Source organism: Sphingomonas soli NBRC 100801, assembly GCF_001591025.1.
Classification (GTDB): domain Bacteria; phylum Pseudomonadota; class Alphaproteobacteria; order Sphingomonadales; family Sphingomonadaceae; genus Sphingomonas; species Sphingomonas soli.
This window is the reverse complement of the sequence record NZ_BCTZ01000004.1, coordinates 290950-313355: the sequence shown is the minus strand read 5'-3', so window position 1 is coordinate 313355 and position 22406 is coordinate 290950. Positions and strand designations below refer to the sequence as shown.

Here is a 22406-nt window from a genome sequence, read left to right as displayed (position 1 = left end):
CAGCCACCCAGCACATAGATAGTATCCCAACACACAGGAGATTTCCCCATGGCCACCAAGGCAGTCACCGACGCCAGCTTCCAAACCGACGTGCTGGGTTCCGACAAGCCCGTTCTCGTCGATTTCTGGGCGGAATGGTGCGGCCCGTGCAAGATGATCGCGCCCGCGCTCGAAGAGCTCGGTGCCGAGCTCGCCGATCAGGTCCAGATCGTGAAGGTCGATATCGACGAAAACCCCGATGCGCCCACCAAATATGGCGTGCGCGGCATCCCCACGATGATCCTGTTCAAGAATGGCGAGCCCGCCGCAACGCAGGTCGGCGCGCTGCCCAAGGGCGCGATCAAGCAGTGGATTGAGGGCAACCTCTAAGAACGCTTGCGGCTGGGCGAGATCGAATAGCCGTCATCCCCTCGAAAGCGGGGATCCAGGGTTGCCCGGCGATACCCTTGGCTCTGGGTCCTCGCTTTCGTGGGGATGGCGATTCAAGATGTCGGGATCTCGCTCAAAAGCTGATGCCGTTGCGCTCTTTCGCGGATGCCGCTCAGCTCCGATAGTCGGCGTTGATCGAGATATAGCCGTGGGTAAGGTCGCACGTCCAAACGGTCGCGCGGCCTTCGCCCAGTCCCAGATCGACGCCGATCCGGATCTCGCGCCCCTTCAGATGTTCGGCGACCGGGGCTTCGTCATAGCCCGTCACCGCCAGCCCGCCCTCGGCCACCTGCGTCTCGCCAAATCGGATCGCGAGCCGGTCGCGCTCGGCGGGCTCGCCGGCCTTGCCCACAGCCATCACGACGCGGCCCCAATTGGCGTCCTCGCCCGCGATCGCGGTCTTCACCAGCGGCGAATTGGCGATCGACATCGCAATCACATGCGCGCTGCGGTCGCTCTCCGCGCCTTCGACCTCGATCGTGATCAGCTTCTGCGCCCCTTCGCCGTCGCGCACGACGAGCAGGGCCAGTTGGTGGCACAGATCGGCCAGCGCGGCGCGGAACGCATCGGCCCCGTCGCTGTCCGAATCCTCGATCGGCGCGTTGCCCGCCTTGCCGGTCGCAAAGGCGAGCACGGTGTCGCTGGTGGAGGTGTCGCTATCTACCGTGATGCACGAGAAAGTCTTCATATTCGCGTCGCTTAGCGCCGATTGCAGAAATTCCGGCTCAACTGCCGCGTCGGTGAAGATGAACCCCAGCATCGTCGCCATGTCGGGCATGATCATCCCCGAACCCTTGATGATGCCCGCCAGCGTGACGGTGCGCCCGTCGACCACCGCCTGCGTCACCGCACCCTTGGCGAAGGTGTCCGTCGTCATGATCGTCGCTGCGGCGCCTTCCAAGTTGCAGGGTTCGGCGGTGAACGCCGTATCCAGCCCGGCTTCCGCCTTGTCGATCGGCAGCGGCACGCCGATTACGCCGGTGGAGGCCACGAAGACATCCGAGGGCTGGCAATCCAGATGCGCGGCGGCGCGCGCCGCGATCGCCTCGACTGCGGCGCGCCCGCGATTCCCGGTAAAGGCGTTGCTGTTGCCCGCATTCACCACCAGCGCGCGCGCCTGGCCCAGCACCAGCGCCTTGCGGCACCATTCCACCTCGGGCGACGGGCATTTGCTCTGCGTCAGCACGCCGGCCACCGCCGTGCCGGGATCGAGCGTCACGAAGGTCAGGTCGCACCGGTCCCAATTCTTGTACCGCGCCCGCGCCACGCGCGGCGTGACCCCGGCGATTCCGGGCATTTCGGGAAAGGGCAGAGCGAGGGGAGAGCGATCGGTGGACATGAATACGCGCCTATGGATGGGGTGGCGCTGCTTCGGGCAGCGCGGCGCAAAGATCAAGGTTGTTGCCGGGCCGGACGCAGTTTAGAAACATGTCGGCCAAATGAGAGGTTTCCCCTGATGTTGTTCGTATCCCTGCTCGCGCTCGCTTCGTTCCAGACCGCTCCTGCGGCCCCTACCGTGATGACCATCACCGTCCAGAAGCTGCCGGCTTCGTTCAAGCAGAACCCGGTGGTTTCGCTGACCTTCAATGCGAAAGGTGAGGTGGCGTCGTGCGCGGCCAAGGTGACCAGCGGCAGCGCGGGCGTCGACAAGGCCGCCTGCGGGCAGGCTGTGGCCAATTATTCGGTCAAGCCCGAAGGCGGCAAGGCACCGGCACCGACCGACGTCGTCATCGCGTTCGAGACCGAAGCGCCCGCGCAATAAGCGCGCCAGCGCCGATCCGCGACCGGTCTGGCGTACCCGCCGGATCGCGTCTGCGGACGCCCCAGCGCCGATTTCCATTGTTGAACCGGCGCGCAGCCATTATGTCGCCTCACGATCGGCATGGGCCTTGCCCCGTGCGGGCCTTAACGCAGGACTGACGCTTGGAATTGCTGCTTCTCCTCACGGCGCTGCTCGCGAGCCTGACCGGGACCGGTTCGGCCGACCGCCAGTTGCGTCAGGTGCAGGGCGTCGCGGTGGTCCATGCGGCCGAAGCCGCGCAGGCCGCGGTGCAGCCTGCCCGCAGCGTCGCGCCTGCCAAGGCCGCGCACCTGTTGCGGCCCGAAGCCGATGCGCTTCGCCCGGCGCGCGGCACGCCGCTCGCCGGCCAGCATTTCCCGTTCGAGCGCCGTCTCGAATAAGGCGCTGCGCGGCGCGTCCCTTCGCGCTGCTTTCCCATCACCCTTGCACCCTGCGGGCGCCCCCTTTGGCGCGACCGCTCGACAACCCTTTAGATTTGAACAGGAATTCTCATGATCGGCGGTTTGGTCAAGACCATCTTCGGATCGTCCAACGAACGTTATGTGAAGTCGCTCGGCAGCATCGTTGCCAAGATCAACGCATTCGAGCCCACCATCTCGGCGATGAGCGACGATCAGCTCTCGGCCCAGACGGTCAAGTTCCGCGAAGCGCTCGCCAATGGCGAAAAGCTCGACGACCTGCTCCCCGAAGCCTTCGCCACCGTGCGCGAAGCGGCGAAGCGCGTGCTCGGCCAGCGCCATTATGACGTGCAGATGATCGGCGGCATCGTCCTCCATCGCGGCGAGATCGCCGAGATGCGCACCGGCGAAGGCAAGACGCTGGTCGCCACGCTGGCAACCTATCTCAATGCGCTGCCGGGTGACGGCGTCCATGTCGTCACCGTCAACGATTATCTCGCCGCGCGCGACGCCGAATGGATGGGCCGGGTCTATCGCTTCCTGGGTCTCACCGTGGGCGTGATCGTCCCCAATCTGAGCGACCAGCAGCGCCGCGACGCCTATCATTCGGACATTACCTACGGCACGAACAACGAGTTCGGCTTCGATTATCTGCGCGACAACATGAAATATGATCGCGCATCGATGGTGCAGCGCAAGTTCAATTACGCGATCGTCGACGAGGTCGATTCGATCCTGATCGACGAAGCTCGCACCCCGCTGATCATCTCCGGCCCGACCGACGACAAGTCCGAGCTGTACATGCAGGTCGACGCGATCGTGAAGCAGTTCGCGCCCGAGGATTATGAGAAGGACGAGAAGCAGAAGTCGATCATCCTCACCGAGGACGGCACCGAGAAGGCCGAGCGCATGCTGGAGGCTGCCGGCATCCTGGTCGGTGGAAACCTCTACGATTTCGAAAACACCCAGGTGGTCCACCATCTGAACCAGTCGCTGCGCGCGAACATGATGTTCAAGCGTGACATCGATTACATCGTGAAGGACGGCAAGGTCGTCATCATCGACGAGTTCACCGGCCGCATGATGGATGGCCGCCGCTGGTCGGACGGCCTGCACCAGGCGGTGGAGGCCAAGGAAGGCGTGGCGATCGAGCCCGAGAACCAGACCATGGCCTCGATCACCTTCCAGAACTATTTCCGCATGTACCCCAAGCTCTCGGGCATGACCGGCACCGCGGCCACCGAAGCGGCGGAATTCTACGACATCTACAAGATGAATGTCGTCACCATCCCGACCAACCTGCCGGTCCAGCGCGTCGATGAGGAAGACGAATTCTACAAGACGCTCGAAGAGAAGTTCCGGGCGATCGCGAAGAAGATCAAGGAGCATGCCGCCAAGGGCCAGCCGGTTCTGGTCGGTACCGTCTCGATCGAAAAGAGCGAGATGCTCAGCGACTTCCTCAACAAGGAAGGCGTGGACCATGCGGTCCTCAATGCGCGCCACCACGAGCAGGAAGCACGCATCGTGGCGCAGGCGGGCCGTCTGGGCGCGGTGACCATCGCGACCAACATGGCCGGTCGCGGCACCGACATCCAGCTCGGCGGCAATCTGGAATTCCGCGTCGAGGACGAGCTGGCCGAGATGCCGGAAGGCCCGCAGCGCGAGGCCGCGATCGCGCAGATCAAGGCCGAGATCGAAGCCGAGAAGGAGCGCGTCCGCGAGGCGGGCGGCCTGTTCGTGCTCGGCACCGAGCGGCATGAAAGCCGCCGCATCGACAATCAGCTTCGCGGCCGTTCGGGCCGTCAGGGCGATCCCGGCCTCAGCCGCTTCTATCTGTCGCTCGATGACGATCTGCTGCGCATCTTCGGCTCGAACACGCTGTTCGCCAAGATGATGCGCAACAATATCGAGGATGGCGAGGCGATCGGCAGCAAGTGGTTGTCCAAGGCGATCGAGACTGCGCAGAAGAAGGTCGAGGCGCGCAACTACGACATCCGCAAGCAGGTTGTCGAATATGACAACGTGATGAACGATCAGCGCAAGGTGATCTACGAGCAGCGCGCCGATATCATGGATGCCGAAACCGTCGGCGACGTGGTCGAGGATATGCGCTCGGAAACGGTCAACGCGATCGTCGCCGATGCCTGCCCGCCCGATTCCTATCCCGAGCAATGGGATCTTCCGGGGCTCAAGGAAAAGCTCGCTGCGGTGCTCAACCTCGAAGTGCCGCTCGACGATTGGGTCAAGGAAGAAGCCGTCGAACCCGAGATGGTCGAAGAGCGCGTCCGCGAACTCGCCGACAAGCTCATCGCCGACAAGGCTGCCGAGCTGGAGCCCGAGACCTGGCGTCAGGTCGAAAAGTCGATCCTGCTCCAGAGCCTCGATCATCACTGGAAGGACCATCTCGCGATGCTCGATGCGTTGCGCCAGGTGATCCATCTGCGCGCCTATGCGCAGAAGACGCCGATCAACGAATATAAGCATGAGGCGTTCGCGCTCTTCCAGCGCATGCTCGAGACGATCCGTGAGGACGTCACCCGCACGCTGGCGATGGCGCAGTTCCGCATGGCCCCGCCGCAGGATCTGCCGGAGCTTCCGGACTTCCTGACGACGCACATCGATCCGCTGAGCGGCGAGGACAACACCTACGATTATGACGGTGGCGCGACGGGCAATGTCCTGTCCCAGCTCCCGCCCATGGCGATCCCCCAGCCCTCGGGCGCGGACCTGCCCACCGATCCCTCCGAATGGGACCGCCTGGTCAGCCGCAACGCCCCATGCCCCTGCGGCTCGGGCCTGAAGTACAAGCACTGCCACGGCCAGGTGGCCTGAGCTGATCCCATAACGGTCACCCCGGCCTTGTGCCGGGGCCCACCAGGCCTGTGGTTCTGCCGCCAGAACCTCCTGCCGATCGCTCCCCGAAGCTGAATCCCGGGACAGACCCCGGATGACGGATCTGGGGACCGCTTACTTGGGAAGGGCCCCGTCATCCCCGCGCAAGCGGGGACCCAGAGCCCAGAGTGGCACCGCGCATAACCCTGGCTCCCCGCTTGCGCGGGGATGACGAAAGGGGGAGGGCACCGGGGCCGCAACCCCTCTCTTCGTCACCCCGGGCTTGCCCCGCAGTCCCGCTTCTTCCTTGCCGCAAAGCGGAGCTCTCATCCCGCTTGCAATGTAGGATTTCGCCTGCTTGGCTCAGCCGGTCGGCAGTGCCGCCCGCTCTTTGAAATCGTCCGCCGTTGCTGATTCGTCACCGCGAACATCGCGAACATTCGCGCCGCGAAGCGCGTTCTTGGTGTCACCTTAGTGTCACCTTCCGCGCGCGCACGAAAAGGGGGAGCGCCCGCGAACCGGCGCTCCCCCCAATTTCGTATCGATCCGCGAATTACTTCGTCGGCGGCGTCACGATCGTGGGGCCGATCCGGTCGATCACTTCGCGCGCGTCGAATGCGCGGACGTTGGTGGTCGGCTTGGGGCCTTTGCCGGTGACGATCTCGGCCATCGCCTCATAGCGGTTGACCGTGCGGTAATCCCAGTCGCGGGCGCGCCAGAAGGGATCGTCATAGAATGGGTCCCAGCTCCGCCAGCCGCCGTAGCGCGGGCGGTAGAAGCGCCAATAGGGGCTCCAATAGCCATAGGGGCTGCCAAAGCTCGATCCGAAGCCGGGCGAGCGATAGGTGGTCGTCTGCGTCTCGGTGTCCTTCGAGACCAGGATGAAGTGGTCGAAGCCGCGCTGGAGGGTCAGTTCGGCGGCGCGGAAGAGCAGGTAGCGCTCGACCGTCTCACGCGCGGTGAGGCTGTTTCCGCGGAAGCTGACCTGGAAGCGGTTGCTCTCGATCTGCTGGTCCGAATAGCCATTGGCCGACGAGCTGGCCGTGGCGGGCTGATAGGGCGTCGCGGTCATGCAGCCGCCAAGCGCTGCGCTGCCGATCAGGGCGGCGGCTAGCGCGGCGATGCGCGGACGCTTCAAAATGCTGATTCGCATGGTTCCTCCAGGGGGTTGGCGAACGGGGCAGGGGTTTTTCTTATGATTGTGAAACGCGTGTAGAACCGCTTTGTGTCCCGCGCGCGCCTGCGCCGGATTGTTGCGGGCGCACGATTGACCGAGGCTGAACGGCGCGGTCAGGCGATGCGTTCCGGCACTTCCATCGCGTCCTCGGTCAGCGCCGCGCGGGGGGCCATCGCTTCCCAGGGGAATACGAACCAGTCCTTCTGCACGGCCCGATCGATCGGGCGGAAGCCATATTCAACCTTCTGGGAAGACTGGATATTGTCCATCAGTACCGCGAAGCGGATATTGTCCGCGACGGCGCCGTCCGCGGCCAGCGCGGTGCGGATCTCGCCGATCGTCTTGCCGCTGTCGTTGATGTCCTCGACGAAGAGCAGCCGGTCCCCGTCGCGGGTGCGCTGGGCCAGGATCGCGATCAACTCCGCGCCGAACTGGGCGATCTTGGTCGAATAGTCGATCGAGACCATCGACAGCCCCATGCGGTGCGACAGATACACCGCTGGGGTCAGCCCTCCGCGTCCCACGCCGACGAGCAGCGAAGGACCCCATTCCGACGCGGCGTCGGCGATGGCGTGCACCCCCGCGACCATGTCCTCATGGGTGAAGGGGGTGAAGACGATCCCGGTCATGCGTGCGCCTCCGCATAGGCGTCGAGCGTGGCGAGGTGCCGGGCGACGTCCTCGTCGGGCAGGAACGAGCCGAGGAAGCTGTTGCGCGCCAGCGTAACGAGCTGCGTCCGGCTCAGGCCGCGCCCGCCCGCGATCGCGCGGTAGTTATCGCCGACATAGCCGCCGAAATAGGCCGGATCGTCGGAATTGACCGTGGCGCGCAGGCCGAGCTCCAGCATCCGGTCGATGGGGTGCGTATCGATCGATTCGACGTTGCAGAGCTTCACGTTGGAGAGCGGGCACACGGTGAGCGTCATCGCCGACCGCGCCAGCCGGGCGACGAGGTCGGGGTCCTCCAGGCTGCGATTGCCATGGTCGAGCCGGTCGATGTGGAGCAGGTCCAGCGCCTCCTTCACATATTCGGGCGGGCCTTCCTCGCCGGCATGCACGACCCGCTTGAGCCCCATCGCCCCGGCGGCGGCAAAGACGCGCTCGAACTTGGATGGCGGATGCCCGACTTCGGACGAATCCAAGCCCACGCCGGCGATCTGATCGATCCAGGGCTGGGCCTGGTTGAGCGTCTTGAATGCCGCTTCCTCGTCCAGATGGCGCAGGAAGCAGAGGATCAGCTTCGAGGTAAGGCCGTGCTTCGCCTCCGCGTCGGCCATGCCCTGGAGCAGGCCGTTGGCGACGACTCCGAACGGAATGCCCCGATCGGTGTGCGTCTGGGGATCGAAGAAGATCTCGGCATGGACCACGCCGTCCGCTGCGGCGCGATCGAAATAGGCCATCGCCATGTCGCGAAAGTCCTGCTCGGTCTGCAGCACGCTGGCCCCGGCATAATAGATGTCGAGGAAATCCTGGAGGTTCGAGAATTCATACGCCGCGCGCACTTCCTCGACCGACTTGAACGGAATCTCGATCGCATTGCGCCGGGCGAACTCGAACATCTGCTCGGGCTCGAGGCTCCCTTCGATATGCAAGTGGAGCTCCGCCTTGGGGAGCCCGGCGATGAAGGTGTCGAGATCGGTCATGCGGCGGACCATCGCAGGGGCCGCAGAGAGTCGCAAGGGTCAGCGATGGAGGAGGATTTTGGTGGCTCCCTGAGTAGGATTCGAACCTACGGCCGCTCGATTAACAGTCGAGAGCTCTACCGCTGAGCTATCAGGGATCACCAATTTTCCGCGCGGCCACGCCGCTGCGGAGGCGGCCCTATAGCAGCGCGATTCCCGGGATTGCAAGGGCCTCAGGCGATGAATTGTTCCATCGTTATGCGGTCGTCGAGCGCATGCTCCGGATCGAAGAGCAAGGTAAGGTCGCGCGTGTGATCGATCTCGACATGTACCGAGGCGACTTCGCGGACTTCGCGCTGGTCCGCCACGGCGCTGACCGGGCGCTTGTTCGCCTCCAGCACGCGGATGCCGATGCGGGTTCGTTCGGGCAGAATGGCGCCCCGCCAGCGCCGCGGGCGAAAGGGGCTGATGGGGGTGAGCGTAAGCAATGCAGAGCCGAGCGGCAGGATCGGCCCGTTGGCAGACAGGTTATACGCCGTCGATCCCGCCGGTGTCGCGACGAGCATTCCGTCCGCGACGAGTTCGGCAAGCACGACGCGGTCGTTGATCGTGATCTCCAGCTTCGCGGTCTGGCGCGTCTCGCGCAGCAGCGAGACCTCGTTGATCGCGGGGAGCACCACGGTCTCGCCATCGATGGTCGTGGCGGTCATGCTGAGCGGCGAGACGCGGAACGGCCTGGTTCGTGCCAGGCGATCGTCGAGGGCGTCGATTCGCCAGTCGTTCATCAGGAAGCCGACCGTGCCGAGATTCATGCCGAATACCGGCAGGATGCGGCGGCGCTCGAGCATGGCGTGCAGCGTCTGGAGCATGAAGCCGTCGCCGCCCAGCGCGACGACGCATTCGGCTTCCTCCAGCGGCACCCATTCATAGGCGTCGCGCAGTTCCGCAGCGGCGGCGAGCGCCGGCGCGGTGGGCGAAATGGCAAGCGCGCGCGGCATCATCCGCCGGTGACGCTCATGTGCCGTGCGACCGCCGGAGCGGCACCGCGTTCGATTCGGAAATCATGCGCGGCGGGCTTGTGATCGAGCGCCGAATCGATCGCTTGATCCAGCGCGGCGATGCCGCCGGAGCGAATCGCAGCCTTGAGATCGACCTGGTCTTCCTGGCCAAGGCACATGAAGAGCTTACCTTCGGTAGTGAGGCGCACGCGATTGCACGTGCTGCAGAAATTGGACGTGAGCGGCGATATCAGGCCGAGCCGCGTCTCCGTACCCTCGACGCGCCAATACCGTGCCGGTCCGCCGCTATTGTGCCCGTCGCGCACCAGCGGGAAGCGTTCCTGCAAATCTGCGAGCACGCCGGTGAGCGGGAGGAAGCGATCGATACGGTCTTCGTCGATCAGGCCGAGCGGCATGGTCTCGATAAGGGTGAGGTCGAAGCTTTCCGCCACGCACCACGCCAGCATGTCCGCGATTTCGTGGCCGTTCAGCCCCTTGAGCGCGACCATGTTGATCTTCACCGCTAGACCCGCTGCCCGCGCCGCGGCGATGCCGGCCAGCACCCGGGCCACGTCCCCGGTGCGGGTGATGTGGCGGAAGGTGCCGGGATCGCGGCTGTCGAGGCTGACATTCACCCGGCGCACGCCCGCATCGAACAGCGCGCCGGCATGATCGGCCAGCCGGGTGCCGTTGGTGGTGAGCGTGAGCTCGTCCAGCCCCTGGCCTATCCACCGCCCCAGCCGCCGCGCCAGATCGAGCGCGTCGCGGCGCATCAGCGGCTCGCCGCCGGTCAGCCGGATCTTTCGCACGCCGCGCGCGATGAAGCGTTCGGCGATCAGCGCGATCTCTTCCAGCCGCAGCAATGCGTCGCGGGGCAGGAACGTCATCTTCTCGGACATGCAATAGCGGCAGCGCAGATCGCAGCGGTCGGTCACGGAGATGCGCAGATAGCTGATCTCTCGCCCGTGACGGTCAACCAGGGCTGGGGCGCAGGCCATGCCGAAGGGGTTAAGCGACAAGCTGTGGGCAAACAAGCCTTAGGATTCGCGGGTTGCCGCGCTTCGCGCTATCGAGAGACGAATGTCTGACGATTTCACCGTAATCGATGCCGTCAACGTGCCCTCGCAAGAGGCGCCGGTGTTCGTGCTTTCCTTCCGCCAGCGCGACGAAGTTGCGGCAGCGGCGGCCGGCGGAGGCTGGCGCGTCGTTGCAGCGCGACGGAGCGAGGGCGCCGAACATCGCTTCATTTCCAGCGGAGCGGCGGTCGCCGTGATCGACGCGCGCGGCGCGATGAGCGACGGTCTGGAAGCTGCCAAGATGCTGGGCGGCGCGATCGAGGCGCATGGCGCGGCGATGCTGATCCTCGTCTCGCAGAGCGACGCCGTGCATATGCGGCACTTCTACGATGCGGGGGCGACGCACTTTCTCTCCAGCCCGATGTCTTCGGCAGCGATGGCGCACGCGATTCGCTTTGCGCTGCGCCATGTCGAACGGCTGGCGGGATGGAGCAAGGAGGCGGGACCGGCGGGCGAGCCGATGGGCTGGCGCTACGATCCGGACCTGAAGTCGCTCCAGCTCACTCCTGCGCTGGCGGGGCTGCTGGCCTTGCCCGAGGCGCCGGGTCTGCGGGCCCTGTATCGCAAGCTCGACAGGGCGGACTGGCAACTTGCCAGGGCCGCGCTGCGCCGGCTGGACGGCACGGTGGCCTCCACCGCCTTTGCGCATGATCTGCCGGGCATCGGTCGCGTGGTGCAGCATCTCCAATATGATTCGGCGACCGGGCGGCTTCATGCCCTTGTCGAGGCTCTGGGCGTGGCCCCCGATGCGAGCGCGGCGGTGCGCGATGCGCTGACCGGGGCGCGCGACGGGCCAAGCGCGCGACGCTGGATCGACCGGCGACTGAGCGAGGGCGGCAATGTCGGCGCGATCCTGATCGGCCTGACGCGATTTGAGACGGTGAACACCGCTTATGGCCGCGCTGCGGGCGACGAACTGTTGCGCGCCGTGTCGCGCCGCGTTGCCGAAGTCGCGCGCGAAGCGTTGGGCAAGACTGCGATAGTGGCGCGGATCGGGGGCTCGGAATTCCTGGTCGCCAGTGACGACGCCGATGACGACACGCTGGCGGCGGCCGTCGCGCGGCTGGAAGAGGCGCTTTCCCGGCCCTTCGTAGCCGGGGGTGCCATCGCCCCGCTCGGCGCGCGCCTGGCGAGCGCCGCCAGTGGCCCCGAGGACAATGCGGCGACCCTGCTTCGCCGCGCGAGCGAGACCCTGCTGGGCGACGGATCTCCGCGCGAAGGGGGCGGCCCCCCGATCGACGCATTGGTCGGTAACATTCATCATGCGTTGGAACGCGGCGAGATCGGTGTGCTGTTCCAGCCGCAGGTCGCGATCGCGACCGGGCAGGTCATCGGCGTCGAAGCGCTGGCGCGCTGGCAGCATCCGCAGTTCGGCGAGATCGGTGCGGAAACTTTGTTTGCCGCCGCCGAACGGGCGGGGCTTGAGGCGACGCTGAGCGACCATGTCCAGCGGCGCGCGCTTTACACCGCGGCAAACTGGCCATCTTCGCTGGCGAAGCTACGGCTTTCGATCAACGTTACCGCTGCCGATGTGGCGCGGCCGGGCTTTGCCGACAGCCTGCTCGGGCGTGTGGACGCGAGCGGATTTCCGCGCGCACGCCTCACCGTCGAGATCACCGAAGGCGGGATCATGGCAGATCTGAGCGAGGCTTCGCGGCTGCTGGGCGAACTGCGCGCTGCCAAGTGCCGCGTGGCGATCGACGATTTCGGAACCGGCTATTCGAGCCTCGCTTATCTGAAGGCGCTGCCGCTCGACTATCTCAAGATCGACAAGAGGCTGAGCCAGGACATCACTGGGAGCGCGCGTGATCGCGTGGTGGTGCGCGGCGTCATCGATATGGCGCGCTCGCTGGGCCTTTCGGTGATTGCGGAAGGGGTGGAGACCAAGGGGCAACTCGATCTGCTCGCCAAGGAAGGGTGCCAGTATTTCCAGGGCTATCTGTGCTCCGAAGCGATAGATGTGCCCGCGCTCGCGCAATTGGTGTCCCGGGCTGCGTGAACGACCCACTCGACCTGAGCGGGGTGTGGTATGGCCGCTATGGCAGCCGCGTGGATGATCAGGAAAACAGCTTCATCGCGCTGATCGAGGAAGGGGGCGGGGTCTTTACCGGCAGTATCACCGAGCCCGACGACGAAGGCGGGGGCATCCGCCGCGCCACGATTGCCGGACGGCGCACGGGGCAGGCGCTGTTCTTCGTCAAACAATATACCGGGCGCTGGACCCACGCGGTGCGCTACGCTGGCCGGATCGACGATGCGGGCAAGGTTATCGACGGAAGCTGGAGCGTGGACTGGCTGACCGGTGGCTTCGACATGGAGCGCGAGAAATTCGACGCGGGAGCGCTGGAGGCGGAGGAAGAGGCAGAGATACCGATGTCTGCGGACGTGCATTAGCGGGGGGCATGAAATGATCGGATCGATGGCGACTGCGATCCTGGCTTGGCTTGAAAAGTCGTTCCCTAGCCGACGCTGAGCTTCGCGTCCGGCCTGCCGATGCGGCTAAGCGCAGTGCCCGCCATCCGCGCAAGTGCCGCGAGCAGGGCCGCTGTGCCGGGATCGATCTCGCGCGGATCACGCCAATAGGCGCCGACCGCCATTACCGGCGCGACGAGGCCGATCGGGTACATCGCCATGCTGCGGACAAAGGTGGGGCGATATGCTGCATGGGGCACGCGATCATCGGCATAGATGTCCGCGATCAGGATGGGGCGGTTCTGGACGATTGCGATGCCGGAAATGCATGCCTCGATCGCGAAGCGCTTGCCGGTCCAGAGTGGGGCGAGCGCATCCTCGGCGATATAGGCGACCTGATTTCCTTCCCGGCGAATCACGGTGACGCCGTCGCTGGCGGCGATGGAACGTCCGGAAGCGCAGAGTATGTCGACAAGCCGATCGATGGACGTCGCATCGGCGAGCGCAGATGTCGCTTCATTTAACTTGCGTCTTTGCGCAAATATCGCTGGCTCGCCCAAGGTAATTCCCCTCGTCGCCGACAATATCCACAATGCCTTACTAGAGTCTTTCCGTGAATTATTGGGGAAGACTAGCCCGCTGCCTTCGCAAGGCCCCGTGAAATTTGGAGTGCCGCGTTCAATCGGGCGCGTGGATTGTTCCACTCGCGGGTGACGACCAGTTTCATGTCGGGCCGCAAGCGTGCTGTGCCGTCGAGCCGCTCGACATAGGCCAGCAGGCCTGGGACGTTCGGGAATGTGTCGCCGTGGAAGGTGACGAGCGCCCCCTTCGGTCCCATGTCGAGCTTGGCGATGCAGGCGCGCTTGGCGTTGAGCTTGGTCTCGATCAGGCGCAGCAGGTTCTCGGTCGCGTCGGGCAGCTTGCCGAAGCGATCGATGAGCTCGGCGGCGAATGCCTCGATCCCGTTCGAATCCTCGACTTCGTTGAGGCGGCGGTACAGGCCCATGCGAAGATCGAGATCCGGCACATAATCCTCGGGAATGAGGATCGGCGCATCGACGTTGATCGAAGGCGAGAGGTCCTTGGGGCGAAGCTCCTCGCGCAGCCCGCCGGCCTTGGCGTCCATGATCGCCTCTTCCAGCATCGACTGGTACAGCTCGTAGCCGACTTCCTTGATGTGCCCCGATTGCTCGTCACCCAGCATGTTGCCCGCGCCGCGAATGTCGAGATCGTGCGATGCGAGCTGGAAGCCGGCGCCCAGCGTTTCGAGATCGGAGAGGACCTTGAGCCGCTTGGTGGCGGTTTCGGTCATCTGCCGCTCGGGCGGGGTGGTCAGATAGGCATAAGCGCGGGTCTTGGACCGGCCGACGCGCCCGCGGAGCTGGTAAAGCTGGGCAAGGCCGAACTTGTCGGCGCGGTTGACGATCATCGTGTTGGCGCTCGGAATGTCGAGCCCGCTCTCGATGATCGTGGTCGAGACGAGCAGGTCGTAGCGGCGATCGTAGAAGGCCGACATGCGCTCTTCGACTTCCGTCGGCGACATCTGGCCGTGCGCGACGACATAGGTAATCTCCGGCACCTCTTCGCGCAGGAACTTCTCGATATCGGGAAGATCGGAAATGCGTGGCGTTACGAAATAGGCCTGGCCGCCGCGATAATGCTCCCGCAGCAATGCTTCGCGCAGGACGACCGGATCCCAGGGCATCACGTAAGTGCGCACCGCGAGGCGATCGACCGGCGGGGTCTGGATCACCGAAAGCTCACGCAGCCCCGACATCGCCATCTGCAGCGTGCGCGGGATGGGCGTGGCGGTGAGCGTCAGGACGTGGACGTCGGCCTTGAGCGCTTTGAGCCGCTCCTTGTGCGTCACGCCGAAGCGCTGTTCCTCATCGACGATGACGAGGCCCAGCCGCTTGAAGTCGACGGTTTTGGAGAGGATCGCGTGGGTGCCGACGACGATATCGATCGTGCCCGCTTCCAGCCCCTCGCGCGTTGCCTTTGCCTCGCCCGCAGGAACGAGCCGCGAGAGACGGCCGATCTCCAGCGGGAAGCCCTGGAAACGCTCGACGAAATTGCGGTGATGCTGGCGCGCGAGCAGCGTGGTGGGGCAGACCAGAGCGACCTGCATCCCCGCCATCGCCGCGACGAAGGCGGCACGCAGCGCCACCTCGGTCTTGCCGAAGCCGACATCGCCGACGATGAGCCGGTCCATCGGTCGGCCCGCGCCGAGATCGGCCAGAACGTCGCCGATCGCGCGATCCTGATCGTCGGTTTCCTCATAGGGGAAGCGATCGACAAAGGCGGGGTAACCGCCCGGATCCGGTTCGAGCACTTCGCCGGGGCGCACCGCGCGCCGCGCGGCCGTGGCGATCAATTCACCCGCGATCTCGCGGATGCGCTCCTTCATCTTCGCCTTGCGGCGCTGCCATGCCTCGCCGCCCAGCCTGTCGAGCGACGCGCCTTCCTCGCTCGATCCGTAGCGGCTCAGGACCTCCAGATTCTCGATCGGGACGAAGAGCTTGTCGCCACCGGCATAAGTGAGCTGGACGCAATCGTGCGGCGCCTTTTGCACCGGGATCTGGGTCAGCCCCTCGTAGCGGCCGATGCCGTGATCGACATGGACGACGAGATCGCCGGGCGTGAGCGTGGAAAGTTCGTTGAGGAACGCGTCGGTCGATTTGCGCTTCTTCGTCCGGCGCACGAGGCGGTCGCCGAGCATGTCCTGCTCGGTGAGCACCGCGACGTCGGGGGCGGAGAATCCGTGATCGAGCGGCAGGACGATGAGCGCGATGCCCTTGTCCGCCTTGCCGAGCGCATCCTGCCAGCTCTCGGCATTCTGCGCGCCGGCAAGGCCGTGATCGTTGAGCAGGCCGGTCAGGCGTTCGCGCGCGCCCATCGAATAGCTGGCGAGGATCGGCTTGCGCCCAGCCCTGCGGATCTTGGCGAGGTGCTCGACCACCGCTTCATAGACATTGGTGCCCGCCGCGCGCTCGGGCGCGAAATCGCGGGGGCCGTCGACGTTGAAATCGAGGACGGTCTTGCTCTCGGGCTCGTGGAAGGGCGTTGCGGTGTGGATCGGCGTGTGCGCCTGGGCGCGTTCCCATTCTTCTGGCGCGAGATAGAGCGCCGCAGCATCGAGCGGGCGATAGCTGCCCGGCGCGGTGCTTTCGGCACGAACGCGGTTCTGCTGATAGTCCGCGATCGCCTCGAAGCGTTGCTCGGCCGCGCCGATCGCGCCGGTATCGCGGATGACGACGGCGCTGTCGGGGAGGTGATCGAACAGCGTCTCCAGCCGGTCTTCGAACAGCGGCAGCCAATGCTCCATGCCCGCCAGCCGCCGGCCGTCGCTGATCGCCTGATAGAGCGGATCGCTGGTTGCATTCGCGCCGAATTTCTCGCGGTAGCGCGCGCGGAAGCGCTTGATGCTGTCTTCTTCCAGCAAGGCTTCGGACGCGGGGAGGAGCGTGAAACCGTCGATCCGGCCGGTGGTGCGCTGGTCGGCGGTGTCGAAGGTGCGGACGCTTTCGATCTCGTCGCCGAAGAAATCGAGGCGAAGTGCCTGCTCCGCGCCCGAGGGGAAGATATCGACGAGGCCGCCGCGTACCGCGAACTCGCCATGATCGTTGACCGTGTCGAGCCGCACATAGCCGTTCGCCTGGAGCAGTGCGGCGAGCCGGTCGAGCCCGATCCGCTCGCCGGGCGCGAGCCGCGCCACGAGCTGGCGGATGCGGAAGGGCGTCAGCGTGCGCTGGGTGGCGGCGTTGACGGTGGTGACGAGGAGCCGGGGCCGATCACTCTTGGCCTGGAGCACATGGAGCGTAGCCAGCCGCTCGGACATCACCCGCAGCGTGGGGCTGGCGCGGTCGTAGGGCAGGCAATCCCATGCCGGATAGCTCAGCACCTCCAGCTCGGGTGCGAAGAAGGGCGCGGTGCTAGCCACCGCGCGCATCGCCGCCTCGTCGGGCGCGATGAACACCGCGAGCCCCCCCGCGCGCGCCACATCTGCGAGCATCCATGGCTGGAAACCGGCGGGTGCCCCTGCAAGGGTGAGCGTACTTGTCGCGGAAAGGATGGTCTTCAGATCGGGCATTCTTACTCTTCTGGTCCCTCCTCAGGAGGGGAGGGCCTTATTCCGCTATCGGCACATAGGTGAGGGTCTTGAGCGCGGTCATGAGCGTCCCGGCATAACGCGGCGGAACCGGCGCGGCTCCCAGCGCCCAGGCCATGATGTCAACATCCTGCTCTTCCAGCAGTTCTTCGAACAGGTTGCGCTCTTCCTCATTCCAGCCTTCGGAATATCTGTCGAAAAAGCCCCCGATCAGCAGATCGGCTTCCTTGATGCCGCGATGCCATGCGCGGAAACGCAGGCGCTTGAGATGGGTGTCGCGGTCCATGGCTTTTCCAACGCAAATTGGCCGGCGGCGCTTTGAGCGTCCGTCGGCACGGTGTAGGGCGGCAGATAGTCATGCGGCCCGAAATTCTCAATCCACTGTTCGCGGAGGTGACCGCGCTGAAAGGCATTGGCGCCGGGCTCGCCAAGCCGCTGGAGCGGCTAGGGCTGGCGCGCGTGGTGGATGTCGCGTTTCATTTGCCCACCGGTTTCATCGACCGGTTGCCGCGCGACGAGCTGATGCAGGCCGATGTCGGGCGCACGATCGTGATCCAGCTCACCGCTGCCAGCTATCGCTTCGGCGGCAGCGCGCGTGCGCCTGCCCGCGTTCAGGCGGTGGACGCGCACGGCAATCACGTCTCGCTGGTATTCTTCGGCGGAAATTCCGGCTGGGCCAAAAAGCTGCTCCCTTTGAACGAGAAGCGCTGGGTCTCGGGGCGGCTCGATCAATATGGCCAGGACTTGCAGATCGTGCATCCCGAAGTCTCGGAGACAGCCGAGTCCGGCGGGCGCGAGGCCGTATATCCGCTCTCGGAAGGGATCACATCGAAGCGGATCGCCGGCTTCGTCGATCAGGCGATCGAGCGTGCGCCCGAATTGCCCGAATGGATCGAGCCCAGCCTGAAGGCGCGCCATGGCTGGCCAAACTGGCGCGAGGCGCTGGTGCGCATCCATGCCGACCCCGCCGATGCCAAGGCGCGTGAGCGGCTGGCCTATGACGAGGTGTTCGCCAACCAGCTCGCGCTATTGCTCGTGCGCGGCGAGGCGCGGGCGAAGCGCGGGCGGGCGTTGCAGGGCGACGGGCGGCTGCGCAACGCGCTGAAGCTGCCTTATGCCCCCACCCGTGCGCAGGCGCGGACGATGGGCGAGATCGAGGGCGACATGGCGCAGACCCAGCCGATGCTGCGCCTGCTTCAGGGCGATGTCGGCTCGGGCAAGACGCTGGTGGCGCTGATGGCGCTTCTGGTAGCCGCGGAGGCGGGTGCACAAGGCGCGCTGCTGGCGCCGACCGAGATTCTCGCGCGGCAGCATTTCGAAAATCTCGGGCGGATGCTCGCCGGGCTCGATGTACGCATCGCGATCCTTACCGGGCGCGACAAGGGCAAGGTCCGCGAAGCGACCTTGATGGGCGTCGCATCGGGCGAGATCGACATTCTGATCGGTACGCATGCGATCTTCCAGCAGGGCGTCCAATATCGCGATCTCGGGCTGGTCGTGGTCGATGAGCAGCATCGCTTCGGCGTGGCCGAGCGCATGATGCTCCAGGCCAAGGCGCAGGTCCCGCCGCATCTGCTGGTGATGACCGCGACGCCGATTCCCCGCACGCTGCAGCTAGCCAGCCATGGCGAGATGGACGTGAGCCGGCTCGACGAGATGCCGCCGGGCCGCGAGCCTATCCAGACGACGGTGATCTCTGAGGACAAGCTCGACGCGGTGATCGATGGGCTCGGCAGGCATCTGGCGGCGGGAAAGCAGGCCTATTGGGTCTGCCCGCTGGTCGAGGAGAGCGAGAAGACCGATCTCGCCGCTGCCGAAGATCGTGCGGCCAAGCTTACGGCGCGGTTCGGCGACAAGGTCGGTCTCGTCCATGGCCGGATGAAGGGGCCGGAGAAGGACGCGGTGATGGCGCGCTTCGCGGCGGGGGAACTGGGCGTGCTGGTGGCGACCACCGTTATCGAGGTCGGCGTCGACGTGCCCAACGCGACGCTCATCGTGATCGAGCATGCCGATCGCTTCGGTCTGGCCCAGCTTCACCAGCTGCGCGGGCGCGTTGGGCGGGGCGGGGGGCAATCGCACTGCATCCTGTTGCGCGGCAGCGGGCTCAGCGAAACCTCACGCGCTCGGCTGGGGCTGATGCGCGACACGACAGATGGCTTCCTGATCGCCGAACGCGACCTGGAATTGCGCGGTGCGGGCGAATTGCTGGGCACGCGCCAGTCTGGGGAGCAAACCTTCCGGCTCGCGACGCCCGACAGTCTGGCCGCGCTGATCGCCGCAGCCAATGCCGATGCCCGTCTGCTGGAGGATCAGGACCGTGCGTTGAAGAGCGAGCGCGGTCAGGCAGCGCGACTGGCGCTATACCTGTTCGAACGCGATGCCGCCGTCGGGCTGCTCCGCGCCGGCTAGGGAGAAGATGCCGGCATCCCTAACCGTCTCCCGCGAAAGCAGAACCCAGGGTTGCCAAGCGATAGCGATTCTAATCAATCCCGATGGATCAAGCTCTGGGCTATTTGGCGCGCATCATCGCGGCGATGAGCTCGTAATAGCTGGCGAGATCCATGGGGGTTTCAAACTCGGCGCCCAGCCGCCCTCCCAATGCCCAGCGGACCTCCGCAACCATCGCGCCGACCACGGGCATCTGGATACGCACGCGGTCTCCGACATCGAAACAGGCATCGCAGCGCGCCATCAGCCCGTGCGACGATATGTTGACGATCAGGAACGTGTGCAGCTTTGCGTCCGGGCCGAACGCGCGGGCTCGATAGTGGACATCGTCACGGCCTTCGCGACGCACATCGGCAAACGCCAGGCTATTCATTCCAGCACTCACACACGCCCTCATACACTCGAGGTTAGCTACTCATATTGAGCAGGCTGGCGTGAATTCCGCTACAATGAAGATGTTTAATATCAAGTTTCAGTGGCTTACCGGGCCAAATCAGCCGGAACCGTCGGTTCGGACAGGATCAGCACCATCCGCTCCCACCGGGTCTTCTCGTCGGCCCCGCCCGCTTCGAGCGCCTGGGTGATCATCTCCGCGCCCAGCCCATAGTTGATCACATAGCTACGATAGCGGTCGGCGAAGTCGAGCGACTTGGCGGCACCCTCGGGGCTCGACAGCGCATATTTGCCGAGCAGTTCAACCGCTTTGGCCCGGTCGATCTCGCCGTCGAGATACATTTGCTGGATCGTGACAGAGGCGCCCTTCAGCTCCTCCAGCGCCTTGAGCACCGCGTCATGCTTCACCGCCTTTGACGGAGCGATCCCCGCGAGCGGATAGAGCGTCTTCGCTTCGAATTCGGCCTGCTCGTCGCCCGGGAAGGCCAGCTTGATGCCCGCATTTGCCGATCCCTCGGCAATGAAGCTTTGCGGGCTGTAGAGCGGATAGACCGAGAATTCGATCCAGCCACGACCATTGACGAGCTTCTCTTCAAGCCGCGACATATAGGTGTGGTGCCCCGGATAGCCTTCGTGGCAGCCCAGATCGATCGCGCGGCTGATGGTGACCGGCAGATCGGTGTTGATCTGGATAAGGCTGTGGGTGTCGCCCTTGAACCAGTTATAGCCGCCCCAGGGCTGGTTCTTCACGAATTCCAGATCGAACCGCTCCTTCGCCGGTAGGGTGACATGCTTGAAGGTGCGCGCGCGGCATTCCGCGATCGCTGCACGCATCACCGCATCGGCCTTGTCTGTGGGGATCACGAACCCGCCGGCTTCGGCGGCCACCCGCGCGGCGAGCGGGCCAGGGCCGGGGAGCATCTTGTCGAGCTGCGCCAGTGCCGCGTCATATTCGGCCAGCGGCTTGAGTACCGGGCGCACGCCGAACAGCGCTTCGGCCTCGTCCACGAACTTGAACTTCTTGCCCTGAAGCATCGCCAGCCGGGTCTCCGCGGCCTTGAGCTGGCCGAGCAGATAGGCGCGGCGGCGCTGTTCGGTGGGGTGAAGGATTGACGGCTCGATCGCCGTCAGCTTGGCCGTGAGCGCGGCTGCTGCGGCGGACAGCGCCTTCACGTCGCGGGGATTGGCCTTGGCCGCCGTCGCCATCTCGGGCGGGCCGAAATACGCGTCGACATAGCCGGGTTCGCGCTCGCCAATCTCCAGCGTCAGTTTGACGTAATCGATCGCAATGCCGTCGAGCAAGGATCGCTGCGCTGCGGCCGGCGTCGCCGCCAGTACGAGGGGGGCGAGGGCCAGCAACAGCGCGCGACGGATCACAGGGTCAGGACTCCATGTTTCTTTGCGCCGAAGCTGATCTTGTCGCCCGGCTTGACGATCAGATCGGCGCTTGCGACCTTTTCGTCGTTCACGCGGATCGCGCCTTCCTCGATCTTGCGCTTCACTTCCTTGTTGGAGGAGGCAAAGCCCAGCGCGACATTCGCCTGGATGATGCTGATGCCTTCGGGGGCCACGGCAAGCGTGGGCAATGCGCCACCTGCCGAACCTTCCTCGAACAGCTTGCGCGCCGTTTCCGCAGCTTCTTCGGCACCCGCACGGCCACGGCACATCGCCGTCGCTTCGTTGGCCAGCACCTTCTTTGCCTCGTTGATCTCGGCGCCTTCGAGCTTTTCGAGACGCTCGATCTCGTCCAGCGGTAGATCGGTGAACAGCCGCAGGAACTTGCCCACGTCGCGATCGTCGGTGTTCCGCCAGAACTGCCAGTAATCATAGTGCGAGAGCTGATCAGGGTTGAGCCATACCGCGCCGGACATGGTCTTGCCCATCTTGCCGCCATCCGCCGTGGTGATCAGCGGGGTGGTGATGCCATAGACTTCGGTGCCGTCGCAGCGGCGAGAAAGCTCGATTCCGTTGACGATATTGCCCCACTGATCCGATCCGCCGAGCTGGAGGCGGCAGGCGTGGCGGCGTGACAGTTCCAGAAAGTCATAGGCCTGAAGGATCATGTAGTTGAATTCGAGGAAGCTGAGCGACTGTTCGCGATCGAGCCGCAGCTTGACCGAATCGAAGCTCAGCATCCGGTTGACCGAGAAATGCTGGCCGTAATCGCGCAGGAACGGCAGATATTCGAGCTTGTCGAGCCAATCGGCATTGTCGAGCATGATCGCGTCCGTGGGTCCGTCGCCAAAGGTGAGGAACGGCTCGAACACCTTCTTGATCGAGGTGATGTTCGCCTTGATCACATCCTCGGTCATCAGCTTGCGCGCTTCGTCCTTGAAGCTCGGGTCGCCCACCTTTCCGGTGCCTCCGCCCATCAGGACGATCGGCTTGTGGCCAGACTGCTGGATGCGGCGGAGCAACATGATCTGCACCAGGCTGCCGACATGGAGCGAAGGCGCGGTGGGGTCGAAACCGATATAAGCGGGCACGATCTGCTTGCTGGCGAGCGCATCGAGCGCGGCGGTGTCGGTCACCTGGTGGATGTATCCGCGCGAGGAGAGGGTGCGGAGCAGATCGGAGCTGTATTCGGTCATAGTGCGCGCCGTGTAGCCAATGCCCGCCGCCGCGTCATCCCCGGCAGCCTTATTCCGTCCCGATCGGGGGGCGAGGGGGCTGGCCCGCCTTAAATGCTCGAACTTGCCGGGTTCGCTCCGCC

19 protein-coding genes and 1 tRNA gene are annotated in these 22406 nt (G+C 65.1%); 7 read left to right on the top strand and 13 right to left on the bottom strand.

Features of this window, described 5'->3' with window-relative positions; translation table 11 throughout:
- Positions 1-48: 48 nt before the first annotated feature.
- Positions 49-369, top strand: a complete 321-nt coding sequence (trxA, locus tag SSO01S_RS05035) for a thioredoxin (protein WP_066796092.1) — start codon at positions 49-51, stop codon at positions 367-369.
- A gap of 172 nt (positions 370-541) precedes the next feature.
- On the opposite strand, the gene argJ is transcribed toward trxA, so the two are convergent.
- Entirely contained in the window at positions 542-1768 is a 1227-nt protein-coding gene (gene argJ, locus SSO01S_RS05030) for a bifunctional glutamate N-acetyltransferase/amino-acid acetyltransferase ArgJ (protein WP_066796089.1), read from the bottom strand.
- Positions 1769-1885: 117 nt separating this feature from the next.
- Here argJ and SSO01S_RS05025 point away from each other — a divergent pair, with 117 nt between their 5' ends.
- The 3 genes from SSO01S_RS05025 to secA all read left to right on the top strand — a co-directional run bounded on the left by SSO01S_RS05025 (position 1886) and on the right by secA (position 5460).
- Entirely contained in the window at positions 1886-2191 is a 306-nt protein-coding gene (locus tag SSO01S_RS05025; RefSeq protein WP_066796086.1) for a hypothetical protein, read from the top strand.
- Positions 2192-2352: 161 nt separating this feature from the next.
- Positions 2353-2610, top strand: coding sequence for a hypothetical protein (locus SSO01S_RS05020; protein WP_083942847.1), 258 nt, complete (start codon positions 2353-2355; stop codon positions 2608-2610).
- Positions 2611-2721: 111 nt separating this feature from the next.
- A complete protein-coding gene (secA, locus tag SSO01S_RS05015; protein WP_066796081.1) occupies positions 2722-5460 on the top strand; it encodes a preprotein translocase subunit SecA in 2739 nt (912 codons plus the stop codon).
- A 553-nt stretch (positions 5461-6013) separates the two neighbouring features.
- Here secA and SSO01S_RS05010 read toward each other — a convergent pair.
- From SSO01S_RS05010 to moaA, 6 genes are all read right to left on the bottom strand, one after another.
- Positions 6014-6613, bottom strand: a complete 600-nt coding sequence (locus tag SSO01S_RS05010; protein ID WP_066796078.1) for a CC0125/CC1285 family lipoprotein — start codon at positions 6611-6613, stop codon at positions 6014-6016.
- Positions 6614-6750: 137 nt separating this feature from the next.
- Entirely contained in the window at positions 6751-7266 is a 516-nt protein-coding gene (locus SSO01S_RS05005; protein ID WP_066796070.1) for a phosphoribosyltransferase, read from the bottom strand.
- Positions 7263-8279 (bottom strand): adenosine deaminase, encoded by a 1017-nt coding sequence (locus SSO01S_RS05000; protein ID WP_066796345.1) that lies wholly within the window; start codon positions 8277-8279, stop codon positions 7263-7265. The genes SSO01S_RS05005 and SSO01S_RS05000 overlap by 4 nt, the downstream gene beginning before the upstream one ends.
- A gap of 62 nt (positions 8280-8341) precedes the next feature.
- Positions 8342-8416, bottom strand: a tRNA-Asn gene (locus SSO01S_RS04995).
- A 75-nt stretch (positions 8417-8491) separates the two neighbouring features.
- The gene (locus tag SSO01S_RS04990; RefSeq protein WP_245646588.1) at positions 8492-9256 is read right to left on the bottom strand and encodes an NAD kinase; all 765 of its coding nucleotides are present in this window, start codon (positions 9254-9256) and stop codon (positions 8492-8494) included.
- Complete coding sequence (moaA, locus tag SSO01S_RS04985) at positions 9256-10254, bottom strand: GTP 3',8-cyclase MoaA (protein WP_157073643.1); 999 nt, start codon at positions 10252-10254, stop codon at positions 9256-9258. Before moaA ends, SSO01S_RS04990 begins: the two co-directional genes overlap by 1 nt.
- Positions 10255-10336: 82 nt before the next feature.
- Here moaA and SSO01S_RS04980 point away from each other — a divergent pair, with 82 nt between their 5' ends.
- Both SSO01S_RS04980 and SSO01S_RS04975 read left to right on the top strand, forming a co-directional pair.
- Positions 10337-12331 (top strand): putative bifunctional diguanylate cyclase/phosphodiesterase, encoded by a 1995-nt coding sequence (locus tag SSO01S_RS04980; protein WP_066796063.1) that lies wholly within the window; start codon positions 10337-10339, stop codon positions 12329-12331.
- Positions 12328-12726, top strand: coding sequence for a hypothetical protein (locus tag SSO01S_RS04975; protein WP_066796061.1), 399 nt, complete (start codon positions 12328-12330; stop codon positions 12724-12726). Before SSO01S_RS04980 ends, SSO01S_RS04975 begins: the two co-directional genes overlap by 4 nt.
- Before the next feature lie 65 nt (positions 12727-12791).
- Here the strand turns inward: SSO01S_RS04975 and SSO01S_RS18130 are convergent, their stop codons facing one another.
- From SSO01S_RS18130 to SSO01S_RS04960, 3 genes are all read right to left on the bottom strand, one after another.
- Positions 12792-13163, bottom strand: coding sequence for a hypothetical protein (locus SSO01S_RS18130; protein ID WP_157073642.1), 372 nt, complete (start codon positions 13161-13163; stop codon positions 12792-12794).
- A gap of 212 nt (positions 13164-13375) precedes the next feature.
- On the bottom strand, positions 13376-16834 hold the full coding sequence (gene mfd / locus SSO01S_RS04965; protein WP_066796056.1) for a transcription-repair coupling factor: 3459 nt from the start codon (positions 16832-16834) through the stop codon (positions 13376-13378).
- A gap of 37 nt (positions 16835-16871) precedes the next feature.
- Positions 16872-17138 (bottom strand): succinate dehydrogenase assembly factor 2, encoded by a 267-nt coding sequence (locus SSO01S_RS04960; RefSeq protein ID WP_066796054.1) that lies wholly within the window; start codon positions 17136-17138, stop codon positions 16872-16874.
- Between the two features lie 71 nt (positions 17139-17209).
- Between SSO01S_RS04960 and recG the strand changes: the two genes are divergently transcribed.
- Positions 17210-19261, top strand: coding sequence for an ATP-dependent DNA helicase RecG (gene recG / locus SSO01S_RS04955; RefSeq protein WP_066796051.1), 2052 nt, complete (start codon positions 17210-17212; stop codon positions 19259-19261).
- 100 nt (positions 19262-19361) lie between these two features.
- On the opposite strand, the gene SSO01S_RS04950 is transcribed toward recG, so the two are convergent.
- The 3 genes from SSO01S_RS04950 to tyrS form a co-directional block, all read right to left on the bottom strand.
- On the bottom strand, positions 19362-19673 hold the full coding sequence (locus SSO01S_RS04950) for a PilZ domain-containing protein (protein ID WP_066796048.1): 312 nt from the start codon (positions 19671-19673) through the stop codon (positions 19362-19364).
- A 107-nt stretch (positions 19674-19780) separates the two neighbouring features.
- A complete protein-coding gene (locus SSO01S_RS04945; RefSeq protein WP_157073641.1) occupies positions 19781-21070 on the bottom strand; it encodes a hypothetical protein in 1290 nt (429 codons plus the stop codon).
- Complete coding sequence (gene tyrS / locus SSO01S_RS04940; protein WP_066796046.1) at positions 21067-22284, bottom strand: tyrosine--tRNA ligase; 1218 nt, start codon at positions 22282-22284, stop codon at positions 21067-21069. The genes SSO01S_RS04945 and tyrS overlap by 4 nt, the downstream gene beginning before the upstream one ends.
- Between the last annotated feature and the right edge of the window lie 122 nt (positions 22285-22406).